This is a genomic window from Candidatus Woesearchaeota archaeon (assembly GCA_018302225.1).
GTDB lineage: Archaea > Nanobdellota > Nanobdellia > SCGC-AAA011-G17 > JAGVZY01 > JAGVZY01.
Genome location: JAGVZY010000007.1, coordinates 20,378 through 46,210, shown reverse-complemented (window position 1 = coordinate 46,210; position 25,833 = coordinate 20,378). Strand labels below are relative to the sequence as shown.

At 28.8% G+C, this 25,833-nt stretch carries 32 protein-coding genes and 2 tRNA genes; 19 read left to right on the top strand and 15 right to left on the bottom strand.

Annotation, left to right across the window (positions count from 1 at the left end; all coding sequences use genetic code 11):
• Positions 1–9: 9 nt before the first annotated feature.
• The 6 genes from J4403_01335 to J4403_01310 form a co-directional block, all read right to left on the bottom strand.
• Positions 10–732, bottom strand: coding sequence for a hypothetical protein (locus J4403_01335; protein MBS3166832.1), 723 nt, complete (start codon positions 730–732; stop codon positions 10–12).
• 248 nt (positions 733–980) lie between these two features.
• A complete protein-coding gene (locus J4403_01330; GenBank protein ID MBS3166831.1) occupies positions 981–1,349 on the bottom strand; it encodes a hypothetical protein in 369 nt (122 codons plus the stop codon).
• A gap of 586 nt (positions 1,350–1,935) precedes the next feature.
• Positions 1,936–2,295 (bottom strand): hypothetical protein, encoded by a 360-nt coding sequence (locus J4403_01325; GenBank protein ID MBS3166830.1) that lies wholly within the window; start codon positions 2,293–2,295, stop codon positions 1,936–1,938.
• A 54-nt stretch (positions 2,296–2,349) separates the two neighbouring features.
• The gene (locus J4403_01320) at positions 2,350–2,682 is read right to left on the bottom strand and encodes a hypothetical protein (GenBank protein ID MBS3166829.1); all 333 of its coding nucleotides are present in this window, start codon (positions 2,680–2,682) and stop codon (positions 2,350–2,352) included.
• Positions 2,679–2,966 (bottom strand): hypothetical protein, encoded by a 288-nt coding sequence (locus tag J4403_01315; GenBank protein MBS3166828.1) that lies wholly within the window; start codon positions 2,964–2,966, stop codon positions 2,679–2,681. The genes J4403_01320 and J4403_01315 overlap by 4 nt, the downstream gene beginning before the upstream one ends.
• A 355-nt stretch (positions 2,967–3,321) precedes the next feature.
• Positions 3,322–3,681 carry a helix-turn-helix transcriptional regulator gene (locus tag J4403_01310; protein ID MBS3166827.1) on the bottom strand — a complete coding sequence of 120 codons (360 nt, stop codon included), beginning with the start codon at positions 3,679–3,681 and terminating at the stop codon, positions 3,322–3,324.
• 86 nt (positions 3,682–3,767) lie between these two features.
• On the opposite strand from J4403_01310, the gene J4403_01305 reads away from it, so the two are divergent.
• Both J4403_01305 and J4403_01300 read left to right on the top strand, forming a co-directional pair.
• Positions 3,768–4,283 (top strand): hemerythrin domain-containing protein, encoded by a 516-nt coding sequence (locus tag J4403_01305; protein MBS3166826.1) that lies wholly within the window; start codon positions 3,768–3,770, stop codon positions 4,281–4,283.
• 43 nt (positions 4,284–4,326) lie between these two features.
• Positions 4,327–4,626, top strand: a complete 300-nt coding sequence (locus J4403_01300) for a cupin domain-containing protein (protein MBS3166825.1) — start codon at positions 4,327–4,329, stop codon at positions 4,624–4,626.
• A 43-nt stretch (positions 4,627–4,669) separates the two neighbouring features.
• Here J4403_01300 and J4403_01295 read toward each other — a convergent pair.
• Positions 4,670–4,801, bottom strand: a tRNA-Tyr gene (locus tag J4403_01295).
• 97 nt (positions 4,802–4,898) lie between these two features.
• Here J4403_01295 and J4403_01290 point away from each other — a divergent pair.
• The 6 genes from J4403_01290 to J4403_01265 all read left to right on the top strand — a co-directional run bounded on the left by J4403_01290 (position 4,899) and on the right by J4403_01265 (position 9,378).
• Positions 4,899–5,564, top strand: coding sequence for a hypothetical protein (locus J4403_01290; GenBank protein ID MBS3166824.1), 666 nt, complete (start codon positions 4,899–4,901; stop codon positions 5,562–5,564).
• Positions 5,561–6,178 (top strand): hypothetical protein, encoded by a 618-nt coding sequence (locus J4403_01285; protein ID MBS3166823.1) that lies wholly within the window; start codon positions 5,561–5,563, stop codon positions 6,176–6,178. The genes J4403_01290 and J4403_01285 overlap by 4 nt, the downstream gene beginning before the upstream one ends.
• An 81-nt stretch (positions 6,179–6,259) precedes the next feature.
• A complete protein-coding gene (gene trpS / locus J4403_01280; GenBank protein ID MBS3166822.1) occupies positions 6,260–7,321 on the top strand; it encodes a tryptophan--tRNA ligase in 1,062 nt (353 codons plus the stop codon).
• Positions 7,318–7,914, top strand: a complete 597-nt coding sequence (locus tag J4403_01275) for a hypothetical protein (protein MBS3166821.1) — start codon at positions 7,318–7,320, stop codon at positions 7,912–7,914. Before trpS ends, J4403_01275 begins: the two co-directional genes overlap by 4 nt.
• A 40-nt stretch (positions 7,915–7,954) precedes the next feature.
• The gene (locus tag J4403_01270) at positions 7,955–8,656 is read left to right on the top strand and encodes a hypothetical protein (protein ID MBS3166820.1); all 702 of its coding nucleotides are present in this window, start codon (positions 7,955–7,957) and stop codon (positions 8,654–8,656) included.
• A complete protein-coding gene (locus J4403_01265; protein MBS3166819.1) occupies positions 8,656–9,378 on the top strand; it encodes a succinylglutamate desuccinylase/aspartoacylase family protein in 723 nt (240 codons plus the stop codon). The genes J4403_01270 and J4403_01265 overlap by 1 nt, the downstream gene beginning before the upstream one ends.
• A gap of 2 nt (positions 9,379–9,380) precedes the next feature.
• Here the strand turns inward: J4403_01265 and J4403_01260 are convergent, their stop codons facing one another.
• Together J4403_01260 and J4403_01255 are read right to left on the bottom strand one after the other, a co-directional pair.
• Positions 9,381–10,076 (bottom strand): chorismate mutase, encoded by a 696-nt coding sequence (locus J4403_01260; protein MBS3166818.1) that lies wholly within the window; start codon positions 10,074–10,076, stop codon positions 9,381–9,383.
• A gap of 104 nt (positions 10,077–10,180) precedes the next feature.
• Entirely contained in the window at positions 10,181–11,140 is a 960-nt protein-coding gene (locus J4403_01255) for an Lrp/AsnC family transcriptional regulator (GenBank protein ID MBS3166817.1), read from the bottom strand.
• 189 nt (positions 11,141–11,329) lie between these two features.
• Between J4403_01255 and alaE the strand changes: the two genes are divergently transcribed.
• Positions 11,330–11,776, top strand: a complete 447-nt coding sequence (alaE, locus tag J4403_01250) for an L-alanine exporter AlaE (GenBank protein MBS3166816.1) — start codon at positions 11,330–11,332, stop codon at positions 11,774–11,776.
• Positions 11,777–12,357: 581 nt separating this feature from the next.
• Here alaE and J4403_01245 read toward each other — a convergent pair.
• Both J4403_01245 and J4403_01240 read right to left on the bottom strand, forming a co-directional pair.
• Positions 12,358–13,812 carry an RtcB family protein gene (locus J4403_01245; GenBank protein ID MBS3166815.1) on the bottom strand — a complete coding sequence of 485 codons (1,455 nt, stop codon included), beginning with the start codon at positions 13,810–13,812 and terminating at the stop codon, positions 12,358–12,360.
• 1 nt (position 13,813) lies between these two features.
• Complete coding sequence (locus tag J4403_01240; protein ID MBS3166814.1) at positions 13,814–14,230, bottom strand: archease; 417 nt, start codon at positions 14,228–14,230, stop codon at positions 13,814–13,816.
• 100 nt (positions 14,231–14,330) lie between these two features.
• Between J4403_01240 and J4403_01235 the strand changes: the two genes are divergently transcribed.
• The 6 genes from J4403_01235 to J4403_01210 are packed head-to-tail and all read left to right on the top strand — an operon-like array spanning position 14,331 to position 16,903.
• Positions 14,331–14,708, top strand: a complete 378-nt coding sequence (locus J4403_01235) for a hypothetical protein (protein MBS3166813.1) — start codon at positions 14,331–14,333, stop codon at positions 14,706–14,708.
• 3 nt (positions 14,709–14,711) lie between these two features.
• The gene (locus tag J4403_01230; protein MBS3166812.1) at positions 14,712–15,284 is read left to right on the top strand and encodes a DNA-directed RNA polymerase; all 573 of its coding nucleotides are present in this window, start codon (positions 14,712–14,714) and stop codon (positions 15,282–15,284) included.
• A gap of 4 nt (positions 15,285–15,288) precedes the next feature.
• Positions 15,289–15,474, top strand: coding sequence for a DNA-directed RNA polymerase subunit E'' (locus J4403_01225; GenBank protein ID MBS3166811.1), 186 nt, complete (start codon positions 15,289–15,291; stop codon positions 15,472–15,474).
• Position 15,475: 1 nt separating this feature from the next.
• On the top strand, positions 15,476–15,814 hold the full coding sequence (locus J4403_01220; GenBank protein ID MBS3166810.1) for a hypothetical protein: 339 nt from the start codon (positions 15,476–15,478) through the stop codon (positions 15,812–15,814).
• A 10-nt stretch (positions 15,815–15,824) separates the two neighbouring features.
• Complete coding sequence (locus tag J4403_01215; GenBank protein MBS3166809.1) at positions 15,825–16,154, top strand: 30S ribosomal protein S27ae; 330 nt, start codon at positions 15,825–15,827, stop codon at positions 16,152–16,154.
• A 38-nt stretch (positions 16,155–16,192) separates the two neighbouring features.
• On the top strand, positions 16,193–16,903 hold the full coding sequence (locus J4403_01210) for a segregation/condensation protein A (protein ID MBS3166808.1): 711 nt from the start codon (positions 16,193–16,195) through the stop codon (positions 16,901–16,903).
• On the opposite strand, the gene J4403_01205 is transcribed toward J4403_01210, so the two are convergent.
• The 3 genes from J4403_01205 to J4403_01195 all read right to left on the bottom strand — a co-directional run bounded on the left by J4403_01205 (position 16,904) and on the right by J4403_01195 (position 18,816).
• Positions 16,904–18,145 (bottom strand): histidine--tRNA ligase, encoded by a 1,242-nt coding sequence (locus J4403_01205; protein ID MBS3166807.1) that lies wholly within the window; start codon positions 18,143–18,145, stop codon positions 16,904–16,906.
• Between the two features lie 8 nt (positions 18,146–18,153).
• Positions 18,154–18,224 (bottom strand) — tRNA-His (locus J4403_01200).
• 262 nt (positions 18,225–18,486) lie between these two features.
• Entirely contained in the window at positions 18,487–18,816 is a 330-nt protein-coding gene (locus J4403_01195; protein ID MBS3166806.1) for a hypothetical protein, read from the bottom strand.
• A gap of 1,316 nt (positions 18,817–20,132) precedes the next feature.
• Here J4403_01195 and J4403_01190 point away from each other — a divergent pair.
• From J4403_01190 to J4403_01180, 3 genes are all read left to right on the top strand, one after another.
• The gene (locus J4403_01190; GenBank protein ID MBS3166805.1) at positions 20,133–20,570 is read left to right on the top strand and encodes a 30S ribosomal protein S12; all 438 of its coding nucleotides are present in this window, start codon (positions 20,133–20,135) and stop codon (positions 20,568–20,570) included.
• Between the two features lie 142 nt (positions 20,571–20,712).
• Positions 20,713–21,363: a 30S ribosomal protein S7 gene (locus J4403_01185; GenBank protein ID MBS3166804.1), complete on the top strand. Its 651-nt coding sequence runs from the start codon at positions 20,713–20,715 to the stop codon at positions 21,361–21,363.
• Positions 21,364–21,416: 53 nt separating this feature from the next.
• On the top strand, positions 21,417–23,603 hold the full coding sequence (locus J4403_01180) for an elongation factor EF-2 (protein MBS3166803.1): 2,187 nt from the start codon (positions 21,417–21,419) through the stop codon (positions 23,601–23,603).
• Between the two features lie 53 nt (positions 23,604–23,656).
• Here J4403_01180 and J4403_01175 read toward each other — a convergent pair whose 3' ends face one another.
• Positions 23,657–24,241, bottom strand: coding sequence for a hypothetical protein (locus J4403_01175; GenBank protein MBS3166802.1), 585 nt, complete (start codon positions 24,239–24,241; stop codon positions 23,657–23,659).
• A gap of 290 nt (positions 24,242–24,531) precedes the next feature.
• Between J4403_01175 and tuf the strand changes: the two genes are divergently transcribed.
• Positions 24,532–25,815 carry a translation elongation factor EF-1 subunit alpha gene (tuf, locus tag J4403_01170; protein ID MBS3166801.1) on the top strand — a complete coding sequence of 428 codons (1,284 nt, stop codon included), beginning with the start codon at positions 24,532–24,534 and terminating at the stop codon, positions 25,813–25,815.
• Positions 25,816–25,833 lie beyond the last annotated feature (18 nt).

The window sequence follows — 25,833 nt, the reverse complement described above, 5'->3', positions numbered from 1 at the left end:
TGCCATGGATTAGGGAAGAATACTTTCCCAAACTACAAGGGTAGAATCTGCCCCTACTTTTATTATCAAATCTTTTACTGCTTTGATTGAGTCTTTATTAATAACCTTTTCTTCATTTAGATAAGAAATGATAATCTCCCCAGTTTCTAAAATTTCTTTTATTGTTAGTTTTTTTTCTTGAAACGAGATGACACTTCCATCAGTAATAGAATATTTTTTTCCTATGCTTACTCTTCCAGTGAAAGCATCTGCTTGCCAGTTAGGATTTTCTAAAATTGAAAAACTGAAGGAGTGTTTTCCTATCCCAATTTTATCTGCAGGTAATTCAAAAGAGAATTCATTTTCATAAGAAATAGGTCTGAGAATGAAAGGAACTTCTTCGTTACACCCTCCAACGATAAGTGAGATTATTCCCGTGTTAGAAATGTTCATACAGTTAGTCAATGTAACTTTTACAGAGACTGTTTCAGAAGCTTCAAAATAGGGCTGGCTGATATAAATCTTTTCGCCCATATCAACTTGTGTAAGGGGCGAAGTAAAAGTATAGCCGGCCACCATTTTAAAGCCCATTTGATACTTATAAATATGAATTATCCACGTGTCAGAGCCTTCTTCATAAGGCAATAGGGGTTGTGTATTTACTGCGGGTGTAGATGAAATCGGATTTTTTTCCGTACAACCTGTTACTAAAATTAATGCCCCCAAAATCAAAACAAAAAATAATCTTTTCATGATAGCACCTCTTTTTTAAAATATTAAATCATCCAAGCTTCTCCAAGGATATTTCAAAGAATCAGTAAAATTAATCCAAAATCAATAAAGTAAAAACTAACAAAAAACAAAAAGCTAGGGAATAACCTCCTTTTAGGGTTTTTGGTTAGACCAAGTCTTTAGATACATAATATTTAATTTTAAGCTTAAAAACCTTAGAATGTTTAAAAAACTAATGTAATTTTTATAGGTTTTATGCCTTAAGTTTATTAATCGGCTAGATTAACAACCAAATGTTTTTTATCGGGTACAGAGATATATACTTCTTCTCCGCCTTTAAGATTTAAGCTTCGAGCAACATCTCGATTAATATACATCCCTAATCTATCTTGAGATAATTTTATTATTTTCTGTTTGATTTTTAAGGGGGTGTCTTTTAATTCTTGTATAACTTTTTCAGAAGATATTGGTTCAAACTCAAAGTAATCACAATCAGGACATTGATAACTAATAGCTTTGTTTTTAGCACCTTGTACTTTAACTTCCACTTTTTTTAGTTCTGAGCTACAATTTGGGCATGTCAAAGATCTTTTAGATTTTGGATTACCCAAAAATTTCTCAAATTTTTGTTGTTTCATTTTTAATCACCTTTTTTAGCATTTATTACATACAAAATACTATTTTTTATTTCAAAAAGGATATAATATCCATCCTTCTCAATTTCGAATTTATTTCCTTTCTTTTTTGGATTTTTTTGTTCTAAAAATTATTTCAATAACTTTATCCCATGGAACAGCCTGTTCATGTTCTTCAATATAATGTTCTGTTGGTTGTATTTCTATAAAATAAACCATAATATCAATCCTACTACAATTATGTAGTCATAACTACTATATAAATCTTTCTATCTTTTATAAACCCCCGAGCGCACTAGTTTCATAAAAGGGGGAAGAACTTAAATATCAGTTGATTTATATATAAATAAACTGGCGCAATGCTTTCGTAAAAAAGTGAATTGCGTCGGGCTTGATAGATAAAAATTAGAATTCAGCGTTTATAGGGTTTAAGGTTTAATGCAATGCTTCGTAAATAGCAGGCAAAGTGAAAGTGCGGCGTCGAAAATAGCTGAATTCTTGTCAAAACCGTATCAAAACCTGTTTTGAGGTTTAAAATTGACAATTTTGTTTATTAAAGGGGTTTACAAATAATTTTTTATACTTTTACTTATTTAATAGTCATACTCGCAGCTTTAATCTTCATAATCAATAATTCTTGGGAGTTTAGTTGAGCTTTAAGCCAGTCAAATAATTGTTCTATATTATGTCGTTTTGTTTTAATCTTTTCAAAGTCTTTTTTTAAACTTTCGAAATGAATCATAGCAAGATTAAACTTATCTTCATTTGGGTGTATGTTAAATTCCATCCATATACTCTTAAACATAGCGTAACTCTCCATAACATTTGCAAAATCTATAGACTCTTGTTTCAAAGCGTTAAACTCTGCATTAAAACTCTTAGTGGCTTGATTCTCAAGTTCTAATACCTGTTTGCGAATTTGCTCAGGACTTTTTTTAAATATTGACATCGGATTAAATAAACTAAAGATGTATATATATATCGGTTTTTTAGAATATATTTTTTAATACTTAAATCTTCTTTCATAATCTTTATGATCAAACCATTCAAGGACTATACTTACAACCACTAATTCCTCATTTACAATAGAATAAACCAATCTCCAGCCTCTAGGCAAATCATATTTCCACAGATTTTTAATTTCCTTTTTAGAGTATTCTTGAGGAATTAATCTTTTTGGAATTTGAATTCCACAAAATGCACTTTCTTCTATATTGTCCATAGCTTGATTTAACAATTTAAATAATTCTTTTTCTTGTTCATCTCCTTTTTCTAACCTATAAAATGCTTCTTTTAGATTATCATCTACAAATCTTATTTCTGAAGGTAATTTCATTTCTTTCTACCTAAACGTGTTTTTGAATAATATTCTCTTGCAACTTCAGGATAGTATATCCATCCAATTTTTCCTTCTGTGTCTATTGAAATTTTTCTTGAGTAAAGAAGGTAGTTAATTATTACACAAAATGTTTGATACATCATCTTTTTTGGCAAAGATTCCCATAATTTTCTTTTTTTAAATTCTCCATCATGCACTCTTATGAATTCTTCTACATTGAGCAAAGTGTCTAATCTTGGGTATCTTAATACATTTTCTTGATTTAATAATAATTCTGTCATGTTATATCAACAGATATAACTTCAAATATATAAACTTTTCTAAAATTGAAAGCGCATCACTTTCGCTTTAGTAGGGAAGAGCTTAAATATCAGTTAATTTATATATAAATAAACTGGCGCAATGCTTTCGTAAAACTGTGGATTGCGTTAGGCTTGATAGACAAAAATTAGAATTCAGCGTTTATAGGGTTTAAGGTTTGACGCAATGCTTCGTAAATATGCGAACCCTTATCAACACTAGCCACCGTCGGTAGGCTAAGTTTTTGTCAAAACCGAGTTAAAACAGGTTTGGAAGTGTTAAAATTTGAGGTAAGGTTTGTTTTTAAGGTATTATTTGTAATATTAATTTAATGATTTATTTTGATATTGTGCAGTATTTACAATCTGTTTCTTTGCATGTTTGATTTGATAATTTATTTTTTAATGTCCATTCTTTTATCTGCTGAATTACTTGAATAAAATTGTTTCCAGAAGAAGTCAGTTTGTATTCTGATTTTATGGGATGATGTGTGGTATCTTCTCTTCTTTGTATTAAACCTTCAATTTGAAGTTCTTTAAGACGTAGTGACAGAATTTTTGGAGTGATATTGTTTAATTGTCTTTTAATTTCTGAATATCTTTTCCATTCTTTATCACCCTTATAAAGCTCAAGAATTATTAGCAAATTCCAACGTTTGGCAATGAAATTCATTGTTTTATAAAGTGTGCATTCCATGGTATCTTTTTAGAAACTTAAACTTATTTAAATAAGTATCTTTTTTATACTTAATATAAAATATATAAATCAAGGAGTGATTAATAATGAGTAAAATTATACAGATTTTAACTGATGAGCATAAAAATATTTTAAAAGTTGCAGATATATTAGATAATGAATGTACGCTTTTAAAGCAAAATAAAAAAATCGATAAAAAAATGATTTTGGAAATTGTTAATTTTATAAGAAATTATGCTGATAAATTTCATCATGCAAAAGAAGAAGATATTTTATTTAAAGAGTTTTGCAAAAATGAAGAAAAATTGCATTGTAATCCAGTTGAGCAGATGTTATATGAACATGAGCTTGGAAGAGGATTTGTTAAAGGTATTGAAGAGGGAATAAATAAAGAAGATAATAAAAAGGTTATTGAAAATGCTCAGAATTATACCTCTTTGATAAGAGAACATATTTTTAAGGAAGACACTATTTTATATCCTATGGTTGACGAGATTTTAGATAATAAAACTAAAGAAGATATGCTTAAGAAATTTGAAAAAATAAACTCTGATAGAAAAGATGAAATTAAAAATTTTGAGAATTTCGCTAATAAAAAATAAAATTTAATAATATTATTTGAGAAATAATTTGGAGGAAATAAAAATGAGTTCAGAAAATATCTTAAAAATGATTGAATACCCTAAGCAAGGGATTTTGAGTAAAGAAATTATAAAAAATAGCAAACTAAATGTTACTTTGTTTTGTATGGCTGGGGGTGCTGAGATATTAGAGCATACTTCAATAAAGCAAGGTCTTATTTATATAACTGAAGGGAAAGGAGTTTTTAATCTTGGGGGGAAAGACATATCCATGTTACCTGGGGTGTTTATTAGTATGGATAAAAATGCAGTTCACTCATTAAAAGTCGAAAAAAACACCTCTTTTATTCTTGTGCTCATTTAAAGTTTATACTTGGATAAGCAAAAACTATTATTTATGTATTTAGTCCCATCCCCCGGACTCGAACCAGGAACCACTCGGTATCGGCTGTCAGGTCTTCATTGTTAGTCTTTTGGACATTAACTTTGCCTGCGCTCTAAAGCTACAGCCGAGTGCTCTACCATTGAGCTAGGATGGGTTAAGTTAGAGATTTAAAAGAGGCTTTATAAAATTTATGTCTCTTTTTTTATTTATTTGAGGGTATCTTTATAAATAAAATGATTTTAATTTAATTTATGTTTATATCTAAAAGAGGTCAGATGTATTTGATTATGTCTATTGTTATTTGTTTAGCTGTCTATAGTGTTTTAGTAACTACAAATTCTATTTCAAGAACAAAAACAATTTCTAATTTAAATGGACTAATTGAGAATGTTGATATTGAAACATCAAGAGCTGTTGATTTAGATTTACCTGGTGTTGAAACTAATTTTTATGCAACTGTTCAAAGTTTAGTAAGTTATATGGAAAGAAGTAATCCTGATACTGGTGCTTTGATTATGAAAGATGAAGGTACAGGTGCAACTACAGTTGTAAATAATTTAGAGCAAGGAGTTTATATTATTACGCAAGGAAAAAAAAGATATCTTGCTGGAAATAAAGAAAAGATTGAAGCAAAGATTGGTATAAATAATCTGCCCATTGGCAGGGATAAAGATATTTCTTCTGGACATTTTAAGTTTAATTATGCTCAAGGTGTTGGAGAAGTTGATCTTGAAGATTTAAAAGAGAATTCTGGACTCAAGACTGAAAACGCAGATATAATTTGTGATGCTCCAAATAAATGTGAACTTTCTATAAGTATAGTTATAATTGCATTTAAAAAAGATGCAACAGACAAAGTTGAAGTTAAAAATAATGGTAAATCAAGATCTACTGGTAGGGTTGGTAAAGATTCGTGACAAATAAAAAAGGTGTAATTAGGACATTGGAAGCAGTGATTTCAATTATTTTAGTTTTTATGTTTATTTATTCAATTTCTCCACAAGAGTTTAATAATTTAGGTTTTAGAAATTCTGAAGCTGTGAGCGAGATTCATACAAAAATACTTGATGATATTTTGAAAGATGAAGGTATGAGAGAATGTTTTTTGAAAACTGATTTTGACACTGACAAATGTTATATTTATTCTAATGTAATAGTAGATTATCCTGATGGGAAGAAAGATAATCCCCCAAATGCAGATAAAATTATTCAAAATAATGAATTTTTAAGTATTTGTCAAAAAATAAATCTTAAAACTCCTTTAACAAATCCCCCGCCGTCTCATGAATTTGGAGAATATGTTGAAGCTAAAATTAAAGAAGTTATTTCAGAACAAGGTGCAGCACTCCCACCTCAGTTTAGTTATGCTTTTGTTGTTAATCCAGTTGGAGATAATTGTGTTCCTGCAAAAATGTCTCAAACTGCTCAAATATTTTCAAGGTCAGTTGTGTTAGCTGTTGCAACTGATGATTCAGTAAACCCTTTAACAGATGCAAAAGTGGCTAGAATTTATGTCTGGTCAGGAATTTAAAATAAATCAGTTGGCTCTTTTAAATGTTTAAAATATTGAATATAGGAAAGTTTTTTAAATCTTTATAATTCTTAATATTAAATGGTTGAAAGAATTTTAAGCGGGATGAGGCCAACAGGAAGATTGCATATTGGTCATGTTGTTGGAGCTTTAGATAATTGGGTTAAAATGCAAAATGGGGGAAACAAAACTTTTTATTTTGTTGCTGATTGGCACGCTATAACTACCCAAACAGATACAAAAGATATTAGAGAGGATACTATTGAAATGGTTAAGGATTGGTTGGCCGCAGGGGTTGATCCAAAAAAGAGCGTTTTATTTATTCAATCAAAAGTGCCTCAACATGCAGAATTAAGTTTAATTCTTGAAAGGTTAGTTAATTTAGGAAGAGCTGAAAGGGTTCCTACCTTTAAAGGATATGTTGCAACTATTTTACAAAAAAATTATGAAGAAGGAGAGGAAGAAAAATTGGAATTTGATATAGCAGAAATTGCAATGGCCAAAGGTCAAATTTCTCTCGGATTTTTAGCATATCCTATTCTTCAAGCTGCAGATATTTTATTATATAATACTACTTTAGTTCCTGTGGGAGGAGATCAAATTCCTCACATAGAATTAACTAAAGAATTAGCTAGAAGATTTAACAATCTTTATGGGGAGGTTTTTACAATTCCTAATTATAGTTTAACTCAATCTCCACGAATTTTGGGTACAGATGGAAGAAAAATGAGCAAAAGTTTTGGAAATGTAATTTTACCTACTGATGATTTAGAAACTATTATGGCTGGCGTTAAAAAGATGAAAATAGACCTTACTCGACAATCTTTAATAATCCCGGGAGATCCTGAAAAGTGTACTGTTTATGATTTGCATTTCGCATTTAATTTAAAAAATGATGAATACTTAAATATTTCTCAGAAATGTCGTACTGCTAATATGGGGTGTGGAGATTGTAAAAAAATGGCTTCAAAAGCTTTAGCAGAAAGATTTGAAGAATATAAAGATAAAAGAACTTTTTATGAAAATAAAGATAATGAAATTTTAGATATTTTGGAAGAAGGTAGTGTTAAGGCAAGAGAAGTTGCAGCTGTTACATTAAGTAAAGTAAAATCCCATATGCTTTTTGACTATACTAAAAAATGATTTCTTTGCCTACCCGAGAACTTCTCGATTTAGGTTTTAAGAATCAAGAGCTACAAAAGGTTACTTATTTTATTTCTGCTATTAATCCTTTTTTTTTAAATTATAATCTTCTTATTGATTTGTGTGCAGGGAGTGGATTATGTAGTTTAGGTTTTTTGTATAACGGATTAGTTAAGCAGAGTTTGATGGTGGATAAAAAAATTCCGTTAAGATTTCATAAATTGCAAAAACTATTTGATAAATATGAAATTGAATATATTGAAAAAAGTATTTATGAAAAATTGGATCTTTCTACCGAAAAAAGTTTTATAGTAGCTATTCATCCTTGTTCTGAATTAGGGGATAAAATTATTGAAATAGGTTTAGAAAATGAAATCTCTTTTGCAATTATGCCTTGTTGTCATAAAAATCAAAACCTTAAATATCATCTTCAGAATCCTCCCGATTCAAGATTAATGCTTTATAAAGAAAAAGCGGATTATTTTGATTTGGTTAGGCAAAGGTATATAATTGAGAATAAAAGAAAATGTTATTGGCAAGAAATTCCTAAAAAAATCACCCAAAAAAATCACATTCTTATATCCCCTGCATAAATGGAAACTTTTAAATAGTTTTTTCTTGATTTGGTATAATATGAGTCTACCAATTAAGGATGAAAAATTGAAAGTTGCAGAAATTTGTGGGGGAGTATTAGAGAAAATTATCAAACCTATTTCATTTATTAATAAAAATCCTCAGGTTTTTCAAGAGGTGATTTATGTTGTAAGAGCTGCTTTTGGAAGTGAAATGACTGAAGAGGATATTAAAACTCATTTTATTTGTCCTGATGAAACCTATATTTTATTTTTAGGTCAAAAAGTTGGAGGAGTTGGTTTTTATACGCATAAAAAAATAATTAGCGAACCCTTACTTTATGTAGAAGGCGTAGCTTTTCATCCAGATATGCAAGGACATGATGTTTTTAGAAATTTAACAAACCAAGTTAAAAGAGGGGAAGAAAAATTTTTAGGTTTAAAAACTCAAAATCCAAGAATGCATAGAGCATTAGAAAAAATATGTTCTACTATTTGTCCTAGTTTAGATTGTGAGATTATATGTTCAAGTAAAAATGGGGAAGATTGTAAAATTTCTAATAAATTATATAATATAAGAAATAATTTTGCAAAAGAAATTAATGCAAATATTGATGAATTGGGGGTTGTAAGGGGAGCTTACGGAAAGTCTCTTTATGCTAATAATATACCCTTCCATTCTAAATCAAGTAAATTATTTAATAAAATACTTAAATTAGACTATCTTGCAGGTGATTCTATTGTTTGTATTGGGATGATATAATGAAAGATTATGCGGTCGTAGTGTGTTTGCATGGAGACGAGCTCTTTGGATTAGAAGTAATAGATAAGATTTCAAAAGAGATTCCTATTTTTATTGGAAATCCAAAAGCAATTGAACATAAAACAAGATCTATCGATTCTGATTTAAATAGGGTTTTTCCCGGTAATCCTTTTGGAGATGAAGAAGAAAAAAGAGCTTTTTTTCTTTTAGAAAAACTAAAAGACTTTAAATATATTATAGATATTCATTCTTCTTCTGGTGATACAGACTTATTTGGAATTATTACTCAATTTAGTAAAGAAAAAATAAATTTAGTACAAAAATTGGGGTTAAGTAAATTAGTGATTATGCCCTCAAATCTTGCAAGCGGTAAAGCATTGATTGATCATGTCTCTTGTGGGATAAGTTTAGAAGTTGGACCTCATGAAAAAAAAGAAATTGTTGATGAGGTTATGGGGGCGTTAAATAATATCAATGAAGAGCATTCTTCTAATAGGGAGCCTTTAATTATTTACCAGGTTATAGATATTATTTATGGTGAAGATAATGCTAATCCTTTTATGATTAATTTTAAAGAAGTAAAAAAAGGAGATCTTATTGCAAAAGGAAATAAAGAATATTTTGCAGAAAAAGATTTTATTCCAATTTTTGTAAATGAAAAAAGCTATAAAAATATTTTATGTTTAGCTACTAAAATAATAACGCCAGAAGAATTAATTTAATTTTATTCTAATTTATAAAAATATTCAATTTCTACTTCTTTAGTTAAGGGAATTATTTTATCTTTAAAAAAAGATTCTATTAAAACTGGATTAACATTATATCTTTTACCTTTAGTTCTCACTCTTTCGAGAAGGTCTCTTTCAACATTTAAATTAGTTAATCTTTCCATAATACCTTCTGTGTTTCTCGCTTTAATTAACTCAGAATATCCTTCTGGATCTTCTTGGAATTTAGCTTCAGCTACATAATTGCCATAGTGAACTCTTCTTGATAGGTCTTGTAATGTTTTAATATCTAAAACAATACTAGAACCATAATGGTCATCATCCCCTGGAATACAAATACTTTTTAATGCTTCTAAATATATTTCCTTTATTTTTTCATTTACATTTATGTCAAAGATTTTAATGGGTGAAACTACTTTCTTTCTTTTAACAATGGGTTTAGGCATTTTATCGAAAAAAGAATGTTCTTCGGGATGTTCATATCTTCCAGCTTTTGCATGTACTTCTTCTATACCTCTGAAAAGATATTCAAAAAAGCTTACCTTAAATTCAGGAATTTCTAATCCACCAATAGTATAAGCAATATCATTAGTTTTGAATTGTGCCCTTTCAAATAAATCAAGAATTATACTATCTTCCATCCTCACTAAAATGGGTCTTACATCATCATCTAATTTTAATTTTTGATTCATAATCTGTTTAGAAAAGAGGGTAAGATTTTTAAAGATTTTGATAAAAATCTTAGAAGATTCTTAAAAAGACCCAAAATATGGTTAATTTCAATTATAAAAATGGTTCAATTAAATTTAGGAAAAAAAGAATATTTGAAAATCTTTTTTGCTTTATAATACCTATAAGTTTTTATTAACCCAGGAAATTCCTTTTTTAATTCTTCAATTAGTGAATAAAACGCATCATATCCTTGTAACTCAGCATCAAACTCAAAATCAGATCCTCCCACAGTTCTATCTTCATAGATAATACTTGGATGCTGTTTTGCGAATTGTTGGAGTAATTTAATCTTTTTGATATCCTCTATTTCTAAATCAATTTTATAATATTCATAGTCTAATTTTGAAAGATTTAACAAAACTCTATACCCTATTAAAATCCTTTCTTTCTCTAATCCTTTTAATCGATATCTTGTTGTCATAGAAGTCATTTTAAGTTGTTTAGACAAATCTAATAGGGAAATTCTTGCATTTTCGGATATAAGATTTAAGAGTTTAAGGTCAATTTCATCAACTTTTACTAATTCTCCTTCTCCTGTAATCAAAGAAGAATAGTCTCTCACTTTTTTATCAACTAAATAATTTCTATAATATTGAATATATTGCCTAAAAAGAGAAATATTTTGGGAGTGAATATAAATTTTATATTTTTCTTTAATTTTTTTATAAAATCTATCAAATTCACTTAATTTTTTTCCAAGAAAACCAATCGTAAGATCCCAATCTCCTTCTGTCTTGTAAACAGTAAACGTTTCATTCTGAGATAAAACATAATCAATAAATTCTTTTTCTATTTCTAATGAAGTATTTTGAAATTTGATATAAATCCTAACTAAAATATTATAACCTAATTTAGAATAATCTATAACTGCGTAATAACTTTGAATAATCTTATTTTTTTCTAATTGTTTGATTCTATAAGCTAATGTACTCCTTTTCATTTTAAGCTCATGAGCCATTTTCTTAATACTCTTCCTAGCATTCTTATCTAATTCAAAAAGGATTTTTTTATCTATATTGTCCATAATTTAACAAAAGTAAGAATAAATATATAAATATTCTTATTTTTAGCAATATTTTTGAAGTAAATTTAATATAAGTTTAAAGAATAAAAATGAGGTATGATAAATAAACCTAATTTAATTGGATAAGATAATTTTAAATTAAAAAAACCGACATTTTTCAATAATAAAGATTCTTTAGGTTATACAGGTTTGGTTGATACTTTAGGGAGTATAAGTTATTCTTTAATATTGGGTGCAGGATTAGATTATTATACTGGATTAAAAACTCTTAAAGGAATAATTGGTTCAAGGGCTTCGGCTACGTTAATGAATAGTGTTACTGGGGGGCCTTATGGGTTGTGGAGAGATTTTTTATATAAAAAAACAAAAACAACTGAAAAAAGTTCTAAAATTAAAAAATATCTCGTAGACTTAGTGGCATTTAATATATTTCAGGTTCCAATATATGGGCTTGCAGTAGGAATTGGTGGTTTAGTTCAAGATGGAGAATTAAACTTTAATAAAATGATAAAAGGATACAAAAACTTAGCTTTATTATCTCCTCTAATAGGTCCAACAATGGGTTTATATATGAATTATTTTAGGAAATCATTTAAGGTTTCTACTTCTGAAAAAAGAGCCACAAATACTAATTAAATAATAAATTTTATAAAAGGAAGAATTTAGTCATTTTATATTTTAGGGGGTGTGAATTTAAGATTATTTAGGTAAAATTTTATTTATATTCTGTTAGATTTATATCCCAAGCATCTTTTCCTTTTTTCCATAAGCCCCAATCATTAATCTTTTTATTTTGAGTATATCTTCCAACATAAGGTTCTGAGTTATTAGAAGAAATATCATAAATATACCATTTATTATTAATATATATTTCTGCAACAGAATGTGTTTGTTTAGAATTATATAATTTTACAAATTTAGTATTAAATTTTTTTACTTTAGCTAAAGCTAAAAAGGCTATGACTAAATCTGTGCAAGCTTTTCCTTGATATACATAACCATCTTCAAATATTTAATGGGCTGTTCTTTTCCATCTTATAATTTTTTCATGCCTTTCTGTCTTCGAATTGTAAGGCCTAAATTTTAGATATCCATATATTTTATTTCTTAAATTGATTGCTAAATTTATTTCTTCTTCAGAATTTGCAATAGCCAATATTTTATCAGTTATTTCTAATTGATCCCTATTCTTGTTTTATCTAAAAAAATATATAAAACTAACCTTTAATAGAAATTAATGGTTTTACATCTACAACTTTCATTGCTATTCCTGCATTATGCATTACATTTACAATTTCATCTACATTTTTATATGCACCAGGAGATTCTTCGGCAACTCCTGCTAAACTATGGCCTTTGATTATAATTCCTTTATTTTTTAGAGAATTAATAATTTCAGAACCTCTCCAAGATTTAGTTGCTTGTGCTCTTGACATTGAACGTCCTGCACCATGAATTGCACTTCCGAAAGTTTCTTGCATTCCTTTTGAAGTTCCATGTAATATATAGGATGAAGTTCCCATTGTACCACCAACTAAAACTGGTTGTCCAACACTTCTATATTGTTCTGGAACTTCTTCTCTATCTGGACCAAAAGCCCGAGTACATCCTTTTCTTAGAACCATTAATTCTTTTTTCTTTTTATCTACATCGTGCTTTTCTAATTTTGCAGTATTATGTCCAATATCGTAAAAAGTTTTTATTTCTGAATTATCTAAATCTGCTTCTTTGAAAGCTTCTCTTGTTAGATGTGTTAAAACTTGTCTATTTGCAAATGCACAATTTATTCCACAGCAAGTTGCAGAGAAATAAGCTTGTCCTTCAGGACTTTTAATTGGAGCACAGACTAATTCTTTTTCGCTTATAGGAATATTATATTTTTTACTTGCTTGATCTAAAGTTTTTAGATAATCTGTTCCTATTTGGTGTCCAAGACCTCTTGAGCCACAATGAATTGCAATTAAAATTTGATCTTTGAATAAACCAAATTTTTTAGCAGCTTTTTCATCATAAATTTCATTTACATATTGAACTTCTAAATAATGATTCCCAGAACCTAAAGTTCCTATTTGTTTTAATTCACGTTTTTTTGCTAGATTACTAACATCTTTAGGATTAGCATTTTTTACTTTACCTTCATCTTCTGTAAATTCTAAATCATCTTTAGTACCATAACCTTTTTTTATTGCAAATTCTGAGCCTTTGATTAGTAATTCATCAATTTCAGACATTGTTAATTTTATTTCTCCTTCAGAACCTAAACCTGCAGGAATTATTTTAAATAAAATATCTGCTAGTTTTTCTTTTATTTTTTCTATATCTTTTCTTACATAAGGTGTTTTTAAAACTCTAACACCACAATTACAATCAAATCCAACTCCTCCTACCGCAATTACTCCAGAGTCTAAATCAAAAGCACCAATTCCCCCAATTGGAAAACCATAACCTGGATGAATATCTGCCATGGCTAGAGAAGCTTTTTGTATTCCAGGAAGGCATGCAACATTCTTTATTTGTTGTAATGCATTCCATTCTTTACCTTCTTTAATATCTTTAAGTAAATGATTAATAATTGGTTTATCCCCATAGATTCTACCCGGAACTAGCATTTCTCCATGCTTTGGAATTTCCCAAAGATATTCATTTATTTTTTTAACTTCTATTTTTTCCATTTTACAAATCCAATACACAAATGATTTTATAATCTTTATCATGAACATATTTTAATCCAAAATAAGTCGCAGCTTTAACTTCTGTTTTTGCTTTATGTTTTTTAGCATCAAATTTTTCACCATAACATTTTGCTTTTAATGAAAAAGGCTTTTTTTCAGAAACTTTTACTTCAAATTTTGAAAATAACATTCCAGTTATGTCTTTTTGGGCTAATAAAGCGTTTAAGAATTCTATATATAAAGTTGAAATCTCATCGGCGGTACATTTTATATTAATCGATTTTAGAGGTTTTACTTTTTTAATATCAGACATAGCATTAAATAACCCAATAGCACCATATTCAAACATTTTATTTAAAGAAGAACCTTTAGCTTCTAATCCTAAATCAGCTTCATGTTCTAGGTATTTATAAGACATATATCTAAATTAATAAGCATCGTTTAAAATATTGTCGTTTTTTAGGGATTTTAAAGCAAAATCTTTATAAATATAAGGCTGCGATTTTTAAATAAATAAGATGAAAGTGCTGCTAGATACTAATTTTTTGTTAATTCCGGGGCAGTTTAGAGTAGACATCTTTGAAAGCATAGATAAGGCAACTGAAGAAAAGGTTGATTTTTATGTTTTGGATGTTTCATTAAAAGAACTGGAAAAGGTGTCTAAGACTGGTAAAATGAGAGATAGAACAGCTGCTAGAATTGGTTTAGAGCTGGTAAAAAAAGCAAAAGTCGTAAAAACAGAAAGCATTAAAAATGTTGATACTTTACTTTTGGAGGCTGCAGTAAAGCATAACTTTGTTGTTGCAACCCAAGATAGAGAGCTTAAAAATAGGTTAAAAGAAGTTGATATACATGTTTTAACCTTAAGACAAAAAAAATATGTAAAAATGGTGTAAAAAATGTTTTATGAATTAGAATTAAAAAGTCACATAAGAGTGCCTCCAAAATCATTTCAAGAGGATGTTGAAAAGGCAGTTCTAGAAAATCTTAAATTAAAATATGAAGGTGTAATCTCAAAACACTTTGGAATAATTGTTTGTGTTAATGAAGTTTCTAAAGTTGGTGAAGGAGTAATAATTCCTGGAGATGGTGCTGCATATTATTCAACTAATTTTAAAGTAATTTCATTTAAACCAGAAATTTCTGAAGTTGTACTTGGAAAGATAACTGAGATTACAGATTTTGGTGCTTTCTTTGATATGGGTGCAATTGATGGAATGATTCACGTTTCACAAACTATGGATGATTTTGTAACTTTTCAAAAAACCGGAGTATTAACTGGAAAAGATTCTAAAAGAACTTTAAAAGCTGGAGATATGTGTAGAGCAAGAATAGTTGCAATTTCATTTAAAGATATGGCAAATCCAAAAATTGGTTTAACAATGAGACAACCATTTTTAGGAAGTTTACAATTTATTGATCAAGAAAAAACAAAAAAATTAAAAACAAAAACTACTGAAAAGGAAAAGTAAGAAAATGAAGAAAAAAGTTTGTAAGAAATGCAGAATCTTTGTTGAAGGAGATATATGTCCTTTATGTAAAGAAGGTCAGTTTACTGAAACATGGCAAGGAAGAATTAATGTTATTAATGCTGAGAAATCAGAGATTGCAAAGAAAGTTGGAATAACTGTAAAAGGAGAATATGCAATAAAGTCTAGGTAAAATGAAGCAGATACACACACAAGAAATTCCATTATTGAAAAGAAAAGTTTTGACTTTTAGTGTGGAGCATCCAAAGATGGCTACACCAAGTTATAAACATTTAAAAGAAAAGCTTTCTGAAAATTTAAAGGTAGATAAAGAACATTTTGTTATTTCTGAAATAAGAACAGGTAATGGACAAAATAACTCTGTTTTAAAAGTTAATGTTTATGGAAGTAAAGATGATTTTAATAAATATGAATCCATAGCAAACAAAAAAATGGATGCTAAAAAAATGGGTCTTAAAGTAGAAGAGAAAAAAACTGAAAAGAAAGAAGAAAAAAAGGAAGAAAAGAAATAAGTGATTAAAGATGACTAAAAAGAAGAAGAAAAATAAAATTTCAAGTAAAAAATGGTTAAAATCCAAAGCAAAAGCAAGAACTTGTCCAAAGTGTGGTGCTGGAGTATATTTAGCAATACATAAAGATAGGGAAACTTGTGGAAAGTGTGGATATACAGAATTTAAAACTCCTAAAGAGAAAATTAGCGTAGCAGTTGAACTTCCTGAAAAGAAAAAACTCCAGAAAAAGCATTTAGATATTGCAGAACTAGAGATTTTAACAGCTGAAGAAGATGCAAAAAGATTGGCTCTACAGGCTAAGAGAGATGAGCTTAAAAAGATAAAAGAAGACCTTGAATAGATAAGGTTTATATTCTTTCTTTTTTATTTATATATAAAATGCAAGATGAGATATTTAATCTATTAGTGCAACAAGATGAGATTACTTGGCAGACAATTATTTATGAATTAATTAAATCTGAAAAGATGAATCCTTGGGATATTGATATTTCTATTTTAACTAAAAGATATATAGATACTATTAAGAAATTAAAAGAAGCAAATTTTATGGTTTCTGGTAAAGTATTATTAGCCTCTGCAATTTTGTTAAGAATAAAATCCAATAAATTAGTTGAAGAAGATATTTCTATGTTAGATGCTATGTTTGCACCACCTGAAGAATATGATGAAATTCCTTTTGATGATATAGAATTGAAAAATTTAAAAGATAATAAAGTTACAATTATTCCAAAAACTCCTCAACCAAGAAGAAGAAAAGTTAATGTTAATGATTTAGTTGCAGCACTTGAAAAAGCTTTAGATGTAAATCAAAGAAGATATTTGAGAAGAATAGATGATTTAGATTTCCCCGAAGTTAAAATACCTGAAAGAAAAGTAGATTTAACTAAAATAATGAGAGATGTTTATAATAAGATTATGAGTTTCTTTAGTGATGGTGGAAAGAAATTAGTATTTACTGATTTAGTTAAAAGTGATAGGAAAGAAGATAAGATTGCTACATTTATTCCTTTACTACACTTATCTAATGATCGAAAAATAAATCTTGAACAAGTAGAACATTTTGGTGAGATTGAGATTAGAGTGAATTAATCACAAATTTTTTATATTTACTTTTTCTTCTTTACCATTTTCTAAATCTCTAATTGTTACTTGTTTGTTTTCTAAGTCTTTTTCACCAACAATAACTATCTTTTCTGCACCTATTTCAGAAGCATATTCAAATTGTTTAGAAAGTTTTCTTGAAGTAACTTCGAGCTCAACATTGTTATATTTTCTTAGTTTTTGAGCAATTTCTATTGCTGTATTGAGCACAAAATCATTAACAGGCGCAATGTAATATTTTATTTCTTTTTTTAACTGTGGAAGTTTATTTTTAGATTGTAATAATAGTTCCAAGATAACATCACCCATACCAAATCCTATTCCTGGACAGGGTTCTCCGCCTAAGAAATCAACTAAATTATCATATCTTCCACCACCTGCTAAGGCTCTGAATTTTTTATTAGTATCATAAGCTTCAAAGATTGTTCCTGTGTAATAATCAAATCCACGCATAATACTTAAATCAAGTCTACAATATTCTAAAACTCCGAATGCTTTTAATTTTGTAAATAGTTCGTTTAATTCCTTTAATCCTTGTTTTCCTTTTTCATCAAAATCAAATTTAATATCTGAAATATTTCTTATTTTTAAGAATGAACTTATTTCTTGTGCTTTTTTAGATCCAATTAATTCTGTAAGAGATTCTTGAAATCCTTCTGGAGATAATTTATCGTATTTATCAATTAGTTTTGCAATTTCTTTTTTGTTTGAAATTGTTAGATAATCTAAGAATGATTCTATGACCTTTCTATTTGAAATTCTTACAAACACATCATTTTTTGTAAATCCAAATGCTTTTAGTAGTTCAACTAAAACGGTGATGACTTCTGCATCAGAAGTTGTAGTTTCTGTTCCAAGTAAATCTAAATTAAATTGTGCAAATTGTCTTAATCTTCCTGATTGAGGTGCTTCGTATCTGTAACAATCTGGAATTGCATACCATTTTATGGGTCTTTTAATTCCTTGTTTTTGAGAAATCATTCTTGCTATAGTTGGAGTTAATTCTGGACGTAGAGCAAATTCATTATCTGATTTATCTTTTAAAGTATAAATTTGTTCAGGAATTTCAGAACCGGATTTTTTGTACAAATCTATTGGCTCCATTGTTGGACCATTTATTTCTTCATAACCGAAAGATTCTGCAACTGATTTCCAGATTTCAAAAATATAGTTTTGAGTACGTTTTTCTTCTGGATAAAAATCTCTTGTTCCTTTTTGTTTTTGTATCATATTTTTAGGGCGGTGACCGAGAATCGAACTCGGCTCCCAGGCTCCACAGGCCCGCATTCTACCAATGAACTATCACCGCCATCTCCTATATTTAATTGTGATAATAAGTTGTTTATTTTAAAAGTTTTGTAACTAAGAAAAAGACCATCAATGAATATAATCAACTCTTGAGTTTATCATACTTATTTTGTTTTATAAATAGTATTTAAACCTTGCTATGAATATTAACTATAGTTTAATTTTAAAGTTTTTATTAACTTAAAATTAAACTAAGTTTATTTTTAATAAACTATAGTTAATATTTGAGAGAGAAAAAAAGGCCAAAATAATGGCCTTTAAATTTAGATTTTAAGGGGTGGAATGCTAAGGTTTGGTTGATGAAGTAGAGTTTTTAATGCATCAAGGCAGCTTAATTTACCTTTATAATCTTCACAAGTTGCGTGTATTTGTGGAGGTCTTAAGTAACTTTTGAATAAAGTAACTTTTGCTTTGGTGAGATCTATTTCATTTAGCTTTTCAGGTATATCAGAAATTAGAATAATACATTCTACAGTTACTGTTCCACTGATTTGGATTTGATCATAAAGAACTTTGTGAGTAAGTAAATTATTAATGTTTATGCCTCCTGAATCAGTATCACTACAAACTTGAAGATTCAAATTTCTTGGCATGGGGAAATCACCTCTTTTTTAAAATTTTAGTCTATTTGGTCGGGAAAGCCCCCTGCATATGATTTCAATCTACTATCAGAAAAGGTTGTGTTACATGCTTTAAGATGCAAGGAGCAATCCCTAAATTTAAATTCAAAAAAAAACAAGGCAGAGATAATATTTACTAAAGATTAAGGTTAACTTCAGATAAATAGAACCCGTCTTCGTTTTAGAAGGTATTAAAATAGAAGAATCCTTTAGGATAATTCTTTGATATTTTCAGTTTGATGGGTCTGTTTTATTTCATTAATACATTTTTGGAATATGAACTTTAAAATTCTATTTAAGTTTATTATACTGGTTATTATCAAAAAGATGCATGCAATGAGTAAGCCATAAACTAAACCTTTTTCTTCGTTCGTGTTTGTTGAGTTTAGATTTATGGCAAGACATATGAGTAATATTGTAAGATTCCATAAAATAAACATTCCCATTAAAAAAGTAAAAATCTTAAAGAAAAGTTTGTTGAGCATAGATTTTCTCCTTTTAATTTTTAAATTAAAAATTTTTTAAAAAGGGCTGCATGGCAACAATTGGATTGAAAATCTTTTGGAGGTGCTATTCCTAGGATTTCTATAAGCTTTCTTTAGGATGCAGCCTATAAATGTGCCCCTTATCCTTATATATATTAAAAAGTTAATTTCAAAAAGATTGGCTTGTTTTTCTTAACAGTTTAAAATAAACTATCAAAAATTTTACAAGCCAGGTTTCATTAATAATTCTGCGAGGGGAATTATAATGAATTTATAATAATATTATTAAACTAAAATTTTAATTATCAAATTTAATAAAAAAAAGTTAAAAAAAGTGGAATAAAAATGGGGGGCAGATTCCTAAGATTACGGGCAACTTAGGTAATTTTATACTGCCCCCTATAAAAAGAGAATCCCGAAAGCTTAAAAATTTATGAATTTTATAAATCACTTTTCATTTTTTAAATTCTTTTTTTTGGTTATTCCCAGATTTTCCTTAGGTTTGTTTTTATTGTTGTAGCTTTTGCTTAAGAATTTAGAAAGTTATAACTATTTGTTAATTTTTGAGTTTTTACTTTTTTTGGAAATATGCTCTGTTTTTTTGTTTTAAAGAGTTATTTCGGTTTTTTCAGTTCTATTTCAAGTAATTTTTAATTTTAAATCTTTTTAGTGTGCTAATTTAAAAAGCTTTTGAATAATTTTTGTTAATTTTAGTAGTAAATTTGAAGTATTGAATAAAATCCAGAGATTGGCAGCCAACAGCGAAAGCTTTAAATACTATACTTAAACCCCAAAATTAAGAAAATGGGTAATAAAAGTAAAGGCTTATATTCAGCAAAAAAGCTGAAAAAGAGAAGAAATCAAAGTAGATGGCTTAATAAGACATATATTAGAAGAATTAGAAGACTAAGAATTAAAGCTGATCCATTAAGAGGAAGTTCTCAAGCAAGAGCAATTGTTCTTGAAAAAATTCAAAAAGAAGCTAAACAACCAAATTCTGCTATGAGAAAATGTGTTAAATGTCAATTATTAAAAAATGGTAAAAAAATTACTGCTTTTGCACCAGGTATGGGTGCTATTAAAATGATTGATGAACACGATGAAGTTATAGTAGAATGTATTGGTGGAAAGCAAGGAAGAAGTAAGGGAGATATTCCGGGTGTTAGATGGGCAGTTATAAAAGTTAATGATCAATCTTTACATGCTTTAATTAAAGGTAAGATAGAGAAGGGTAGAAGATAAAATGAGCGGAGATAATTCTAGATCTAGAAATAGTGATAAAAGAAGTAATAGTGCTCCAAGAAGTTTTGAAAGAAGAGATAATTATAATAGAAATAGTTCAGGCAGTTCAGGGGGTCAAAGATTTAGAAGAGATTTCAGATCTATGCCTAGAAGGCCTGAGCAGAAAATTGAAATTAAAGAAATTCCTAAATTAACAAATAAAAATATTAAATTATTTAATTTGTGGGAATCTAATTTTGAAGTTAAAGATCCTGGTTTAAAGAGATATATTAATTTGAATCCTATAGTAATTCCAAAAACACAAGGGAGAAATGTAAGTACTCAATTCTGGAGAAATAAAATGCACCTTGTTGAAAGATTAATTAACAAACTAATGGTTGTTGGTCATAAAGGTAAATCTCACAGATATAGTTCTGGAAGAAATGTAGGAAAAACAGAAAGTTTATTTCATACTGTAAAAGAAGCTTTTGAAAAAATTGAGAAGAAGCTTGGAAAAAATCCAATTGAAGTTTTACTTAGGGCAGTTGAAAACTCCGCTCCAAGAGAAGAAGTTACTGCAATTGAATACGGTGGAGCAAGATATCCAAAAGCTGTCGAATGTTCACCTCAAAGAAGAGTAGATTTAGCTTTGAGAAATATTGCTACAGGAACTTATGCAAAATCCTTTATGAAAAAGAAAAAAGCTTCAGATGCCTTAGCAGAAGAATTAATTGCAGCTTATCAAATGAATACTGTAAGTAATGCCATTGCAAAGAAATCAGAAGTAGAAAGACAGGCTGATAGTTCAAGATAAATCTAATTAATATTTATTTAAATAATTAAGGAATTAAAATGGCAGACGAAAAAATGATTGATAAAATCAAGAGGATTATGAATACTCCTGAGAAGATTAGAAATATTGCTATTTGTGCTCATATTGATCATGGTAAAACTACATTCTCAGATAATTTATTGGCTGGTGCTGGTATGATTTCAAAACAATTAGCAGGACAGCAATGTTTCTTAGATTTTAGAGAAGATGAAATTGCAAGAGGAATTACAATTGATGCTGCTAATGTAAATATGGTTCATCAATATAAAAATGATGAATATTTAATTAATTTAATTGATACTCCTGGTCATGTTGATTTTGGTGGAGATGTAACAAGAGCTATGAGGGCTGTAGACGGTGCTATTGTATTAGTAGATGCTGTTGAAGGTATGATGCCTCAGACTGAAACTGTTTTAAGACAAGCACTTAGAGAAAGAGTAAAACCTGTTCTATTTATAAATAAAGTTGATAGGTTAATTAGAGAAGTTAAATTAACTCCTGAAGATATGCAAAAAAGATTTTTAAAGATTATAACTGATGTTAATAAATTCATTTCTTCTATTACACCTAAAGAATTTAAAGATACTTGGAATGTAGATGTTCAGAAAGGTGGAGTTGCATTTGGTTCTGCTGTTCATAAATGGGCATTAAGTTTTCCATACATGAAAGAACATAATCTTTCTTTTAAAACTGTAATTGAACATTATTCTGATGAAACTAATATGGAAAAATATAAGGAATTAGCAGACTGGGCACCATTACATGCTGTTGTTTTAGACATGGTTGTTATACATCATCCAAATCCAAAATTTGCTCAAATATATAGAATTCCACAAATTTGGCATGGTGATAAAGAAAGTGTTGAAGGAAAGGCATTAATGACTTGTGATTCTGAAGGTCCAGTTGCTTTTACTTGTACAAAAATTACTATTGATAGAAATGCTGGAGAAATTGCAGCAGGAAGATTATTCTCTGGAAGAGTAAGACAGGGAATGGAACTTTATATGAATCAAGCTAAGAGAAGAGTAAGAATTCAGCAAGTTGTTGTTTACAAAGGACCAATGAGAGAAATGGTTGAAGAAGCAGTTGCTGGAAATATAATTGGTTTGATGGGATTAAAAGATGTATTTGCTGGAGAAACAATTAGTTCAGATCCAATAGAACCCTTCGAAGCTCTTAAACATATTTTTGAACCTGTAGTTACAAAAGCTATTGAAGCTAAAAAACCAAGTGACTTACCAAAATTAGTTGAAGTTTTAAGACAGGTTAACAAAGAAGATCCAAGCATTACAATTGAAATTAATGAAGAAACTGGAGAACACTTAATGCATGGTATGGGTGAACTTCATTTAGATGTTATTGAAAATAGAATTAAAAGTGAAAAAGGTTTGGAAATTGTAACAAGTCCACCTATAGTTGTTTATAGAGAATCAGTTACAAAAACATCACCTGAAGTTGAAGGAAAATCTCCAAATAAACATAACAAATTTTATTTCACAGTAGAACCTTTACCTGAAGAGATTTACGAATCTATAAAAGCTGGAGAAATCCCATCTGGAAAAGTAACTAAGAAAAATGAATTAGAAATTGCACAGAAATTTATGGAATTTGGTTGGGACGCAAAAGAAGCAAGAAAAATTAAAGACATAATTAATGGATGTGTATTTGTAGAAAATACAAGAGGTGTTGTACACATTGGAGAAGTTATAGAATTAGTTATAGAAGGTATAGAACAAGTAATTGTTAATGGTCCTTTAGCAAGAGAACCAGGTAACAAAATGTTAATTAGACTTTTAGATACTAAACTTCATGAGGATGCTATTCACAGAGGACCTGCACAAGTATTACCTGCTGTAAGGTCTGCAGTAAAACAAGCTATGTTAGCTGGTGGTGCAGTAATTTACGAACCTTTACAAGTTTTACAAATTGAAGCACCTGCAAGTTTTATGGGTGAAATTTCAAAATTAGTTTCAAACAAAAGAGGACAATTATTAGATATGCATCAAGAAGGAGAGCACATAACTGTTAAAGCAAAAATGCCTGTTGCAAATATGTTTGGATTAAGTAATGATTTAAGAAGCGCAACTGGTGGTCGTGGAAACTACTTTGTTGTTGATCAAGTATTTGAGAAGTTACCATTTGATCTTCAAGATAAAGTTGTAAGACAAGTTAGAGAAAGAAAAGGTCTTAAAGTTGATGAAGATTTACAACCTCAAGAGTAAGTCTTAGTTTTCTTTTTGTTTTGATATTTTTTAGAAATAATATTTGAAGATTTTTATTCTCTCCAAAGTCTTAGAACTAAATTATCTTTATCAAAAAGATTTTCATAAACATAAGGTTTTTTCACATTTTCATGATTTAATAAAGCAATTACGGGGGTTTTTGAATTTTTCATCTTATAGTTAAGGTAAGTTAATGAAGAAAAATAATTAAAAATGTTGAATAATTCTTCTATTTTTTGTTTATTTGAGTTGTTTTCACTTTTTAAAACAATAGATTCAGGGATTTCAGTTAAACAGCCTGTAATATATATTCCCATTTTTACAACATTTATAAAAAAAGATTCCATCTCTATTTTAACTTGGCTTTTTGGAGAATAATCTTTGAAAAGTTCTGTTATATCTTTAGCTTTATCAAATACTTCATTTTGTATAAAAAGGTCTGAATATATTGTAATAGGTTTAAGAAAAGAAATTAAATCAAGATTATTTCTATTTTCTTCTTTTTTATAACTTGTTCCTATAAAGAAACCTCTAATTTTGTCTTTATTTGTTATTATATCTGGAAAGTTTGAATGATTATATTTAGCTTCATTTCCCCAGTGCATTACTGTTTCAAAGATTTCTTCTGTATTTTGCATATTTTACTTAAAAAGCTTTAAGTCTTTAAAGGTTTTCTTATTAAGATTTTGACTTATTTGAAGCCTTTTTTTGGGGAAGATTTTAAGGCTTGATTTAATGAAACATAATCTTTTTATGGTTGTTAACATTTGGTTAACGAAAATCAAACCTTTGGTTTGAGTTCGTAGACTTGAGTCAACGAAACATAACCTTGTAGGTTATGGTTGTTAACCTTTGGGTTAACGAAACCTTTATAAAAGGCGCTTTTATTCCAATATCTGTTCATACTTAAATAGGAGGATATTTTAATATGGCAAAAGAAAAACCACATTTAAATGTAGTATTTGTAGGTCATGTAGACCACGGTAAAAGTACAACTGTAGGTAGATTGTTCTACGATTCAGGTATAATTGATGAGCAAACAATGAGAAAATTAAAAGAAAAAGCTCAAGAAGTAGGTAAAGCAGGGTTTGAGTTTGCATTTGTTATGGATAATCTTAAAGAAGAAAGAGCAAGAGGAGTTACAATAGATCTTTCTTATAAAAAACTTATGACTCCTAAATATGAGTTAAGTATCATAGATGCTCCAGGGCATAAAGATTTCATAAAAAATATGATTACTGGTGCTTCACAAGCTGATGCTGCAGTTTTAGTTGTGGCTGCAAGTGAAGGTATTATGGCTCAAACTAAAGAACACTTATTCTTGTGTAAAACTTTAGGTGTAAAACAATTAGCTATTGCTGTTAATAAGATGGATACTGTAAAGTACGATCAAGCAAAGTTTAATGCTGTTAAAGAAGAAGTAACAAAATTATTGAAAACTGTTGGTTACAATCCAGCAAATGTTAATTTTATTCCAACAAGTGCACAGCTTGGAGATAATGTTTTCAAGAAATCAACTAATATGTCTTGGTATACTGGTCCAACAATCTTTGAACAATTAGATACATTCAAAGAACCAGAAAAATTAACAAACTTACCATTAAGACTTCCAATACAAGATGTTTATAACATTACTGGTATTGGTGTTGTTCCTGTTGGTAGAGTTGAAACTGGACAATTAAAACTTGGAGACAAAGTTATAATTTTACCTGGAAAAGATGGTAAGGGTGTAACTGGAGAAGTTAAAACTATTGAAATGCATCACGAGCAAATTCAAGTTGCAGAACCGGGTGACAATATTGGATTTAATGTCAGAGGTATTGCAAAGAAAGATATTGCAAGAGGAGATGTATTAGGTAGAGTAGATTCACCTCCAACTGTTGTTCAAGAATTCACTGCACAGATAATAGTATTGAATCACCCAACTGTGTTGACTGTAGGTTATACACCTGTATTCCATATACATACAGCACAAGTAGCGTGTAGATTTGAGGAATTAGTAAGTAAATTAGATCCTGCAACAGGACAAGTTTTACAGAAAAGTCCAGACATGCTTAAAAATGGAGATGCCGCAATTGTAAGAATTGTTCCAACAAGGCCAATAGTAATTGAAAAGAAATCAGATATACCTCATATGAGTTCATTTGCTATTAGAGATGCTGGTTCAACAGTAGCGGCTGGTATGTGTATTGATTATGTAAAGAAGGCTTAAAACCTTCTCAATTTTTCT

Bases quoted from the DNA above. Each gene is read 5' to 3' on its own strand.
- J4403_01315 (MBS3166828.1), bottom strand. From the start codon at position 2,966: ATGACAGAATTATTATTAAATCAAGAAAATGTATTAAGATACCCAAGA.
- J4403_01320 (MBS3166829.1), bottom strand. From the start codon at position 2,682: ATGAAATTACCTTCAGAAATAAGATTTGTAGATGATAATCTAAAAGAA.
- J4403_01270 (MBS3166820.1), top strand. From the start codon at position 7,955: ATGAGTCTACCAATTAAGGATGAAAAATTGAAAGTTGCAGAAATTTGT.
- J4403_01245 (MBS3166815.1), bottom strand. From the start codon at position 13,812: ATGGAAAAAATAGAAGTTAAAAAAATAAATGAATATCTTTGGGAAATT.
- J4403_01310 (MBS3166827.1), bottom strand. From the start codon at position 3,681: ATGGAATGCACACTTTATAAAACAATGAATTTCATTGCCAAACGTTGG.
- J4403_01205 (MBS3166807.1), bottom strand. From the start codon at position 18,145: ATGATACAAAAACAAAAAGGAACAAGAGATTTTTATCCAGAAGAAAAA.
- J4403_01180 (MBS3166803.1), top strand. From the start codon at position 21,417: ATGATTGATAAAATCAAGAGGATTATGAATACTCCTGAGAAGATTAGA.
- J4403_01190 (MBS3166805.1), top strand. From the start codon at position 20,133: ATGGGTAATAAAAGTAAAGGCTTATATTCAGCAAAAAAGCTGAAAAAG.
- J4403_01210 (MBS3166808.1), top strand. From the start codon at position 16,193: ATGCAAGATGAGATATTTAATCTATTAGTGCAACAAGATGAGATTACT.
- J4403_01195 (MBS3166806.1), bottom strand. From the start codon at position 18,816: ATGCCAAGAAATTTGAATCTTCAAGTTTGTAGTGATACTGATTCAGGA.
- J4403_01325 (MBS3166830.1), bottom strand. From the start codon at position 2,295: ATGTCAATATTTAAAAAAAGTCCTGAGCAAATTCGCAAACAGGTATTA.
- J4403_01235 (MBS3166813.1), top strand. From the start codon at position 14,331: ATGAAAGTGCTGCTAGATACTAATTTTTTGTTAATTCCGGGGCAGTTT.
- J4403_01330 (MBS3166831.1), bottom strand. From the start codon at position 1,349: ATGAAACAACAAAAATTTGAGAAATTTTTGGGTAATCCAAAATCTAAA.
- J4403_01260 (MBS3166818.1), bottom strand. From the start codon at position 10,076: ATGAATCAAAAATTAAAATTAGATGATGATGTAAGACCCATTTTAGTG.
- J4403_01305 (MBS3166826.1), top strand. From the start codon at position 3,768: ATGAGTAAAATTATACAGATTTTAACTGATGAGCATAAAAATATTTTA.
- J4403_01175 (MBS3166802.1), bottom strand. From the start codon at position 24,241: ATGCAAAATACAGAAGAAATCTTTGAAACAGTAATGCACTGGGGAAAT.
- tuf (MBS3166801.1), top strand. From the start codon at position 24,532: ATGGCAAAAGAAAAACCACATTTAAATGTAGTATTTGTAGGTCATGTA.
- J4403_01300 (MBS3166825.1), top strand. From the start codon at position 4,327: ATGAGTTCAGAAAATATCTTAAAAATGATTGAATACCCTAAGCAAGGG.
- J4403_01335 (MBS3166832.1), bottom strand. From the start codon at position 732: ATGAAAAGATTATTTTTTGTTTTGATTTTGGGGGCATTAATTTTAGTA.
- trpS (MBS3166822.1), top strand. From the start codon at position 6,260: ATGGTTGAAAGAATTTTAAGCGGGATGAGGCCAACAGGAAGATTGCAT.
- J4403_01220 (MBS3166810.1), top strand. From the start codon at position 15,476: ATGAAGCAGATACACACACAAGAAATTCCATTATTGAAAAGAAAAGTT.
- J4403_01290 (MBS3166824.1), top strand. From the start codon at position 4,899: ATGTTTATATCTAAAAGAGGTCAGATGTATTTGATTATGTCTATTGTT.
- J4403_01255 (MBS3166817.1), bottom strand. From the start codon at position 11,140: ATGGACAATATAGATAAAAAAATCCTTTTTGAATTAGATAAGAATGCT.
- J4403_01275 (MBS3166821.1), top strand. From the start codon at position 7,318: ATGATTTCTTTGCCTACCCGAGAACTTCTCGATTTAGGTTTTAAGAAT.
- J4403_01230 (MBS3166812.1), top strand. From the start codon at position 14,712: ATGTTTTATGAATTAGAATTAAAAAGTCACATAAGAGTGCCTCCAAAA.
- J4403_01225 (MBS3166811.1), top strand. From the start codon at position 15,289: ATGAAGAAAAAAGTTTGTAAGAAATGCAGAATCTTTGTTGAAGGAGAT.
- J4403_01185 (MBS3166804.1), top strand. From the start codon at position 20,713: ATGCCTAGAAGGCCTGAGCAGAAAATTGAAATTAAAGAAATTCCTAAA.
- J4403_01240 (MBS3166814.1), bottom strand. From the start codon at position 14,230: ATGTCTTATAAATACCTAGAACATGAAGCTGATTTAGGATTAGAAGCT.
- J4403_01215 (MBS3166809.1), top strand. From the start codon at position 15,825: ATGACTAAAAAGAAGAAGAAAAATAAAATTTCAAGTAAAAAATGGTTA.
- J4403_01265 (MBS3166819.1), top strand. From the start codon at position 8,656: ATGAAAGATTATGCGGTCGTAGTGTGTTTGCATGGAGACGAGCTCTTT.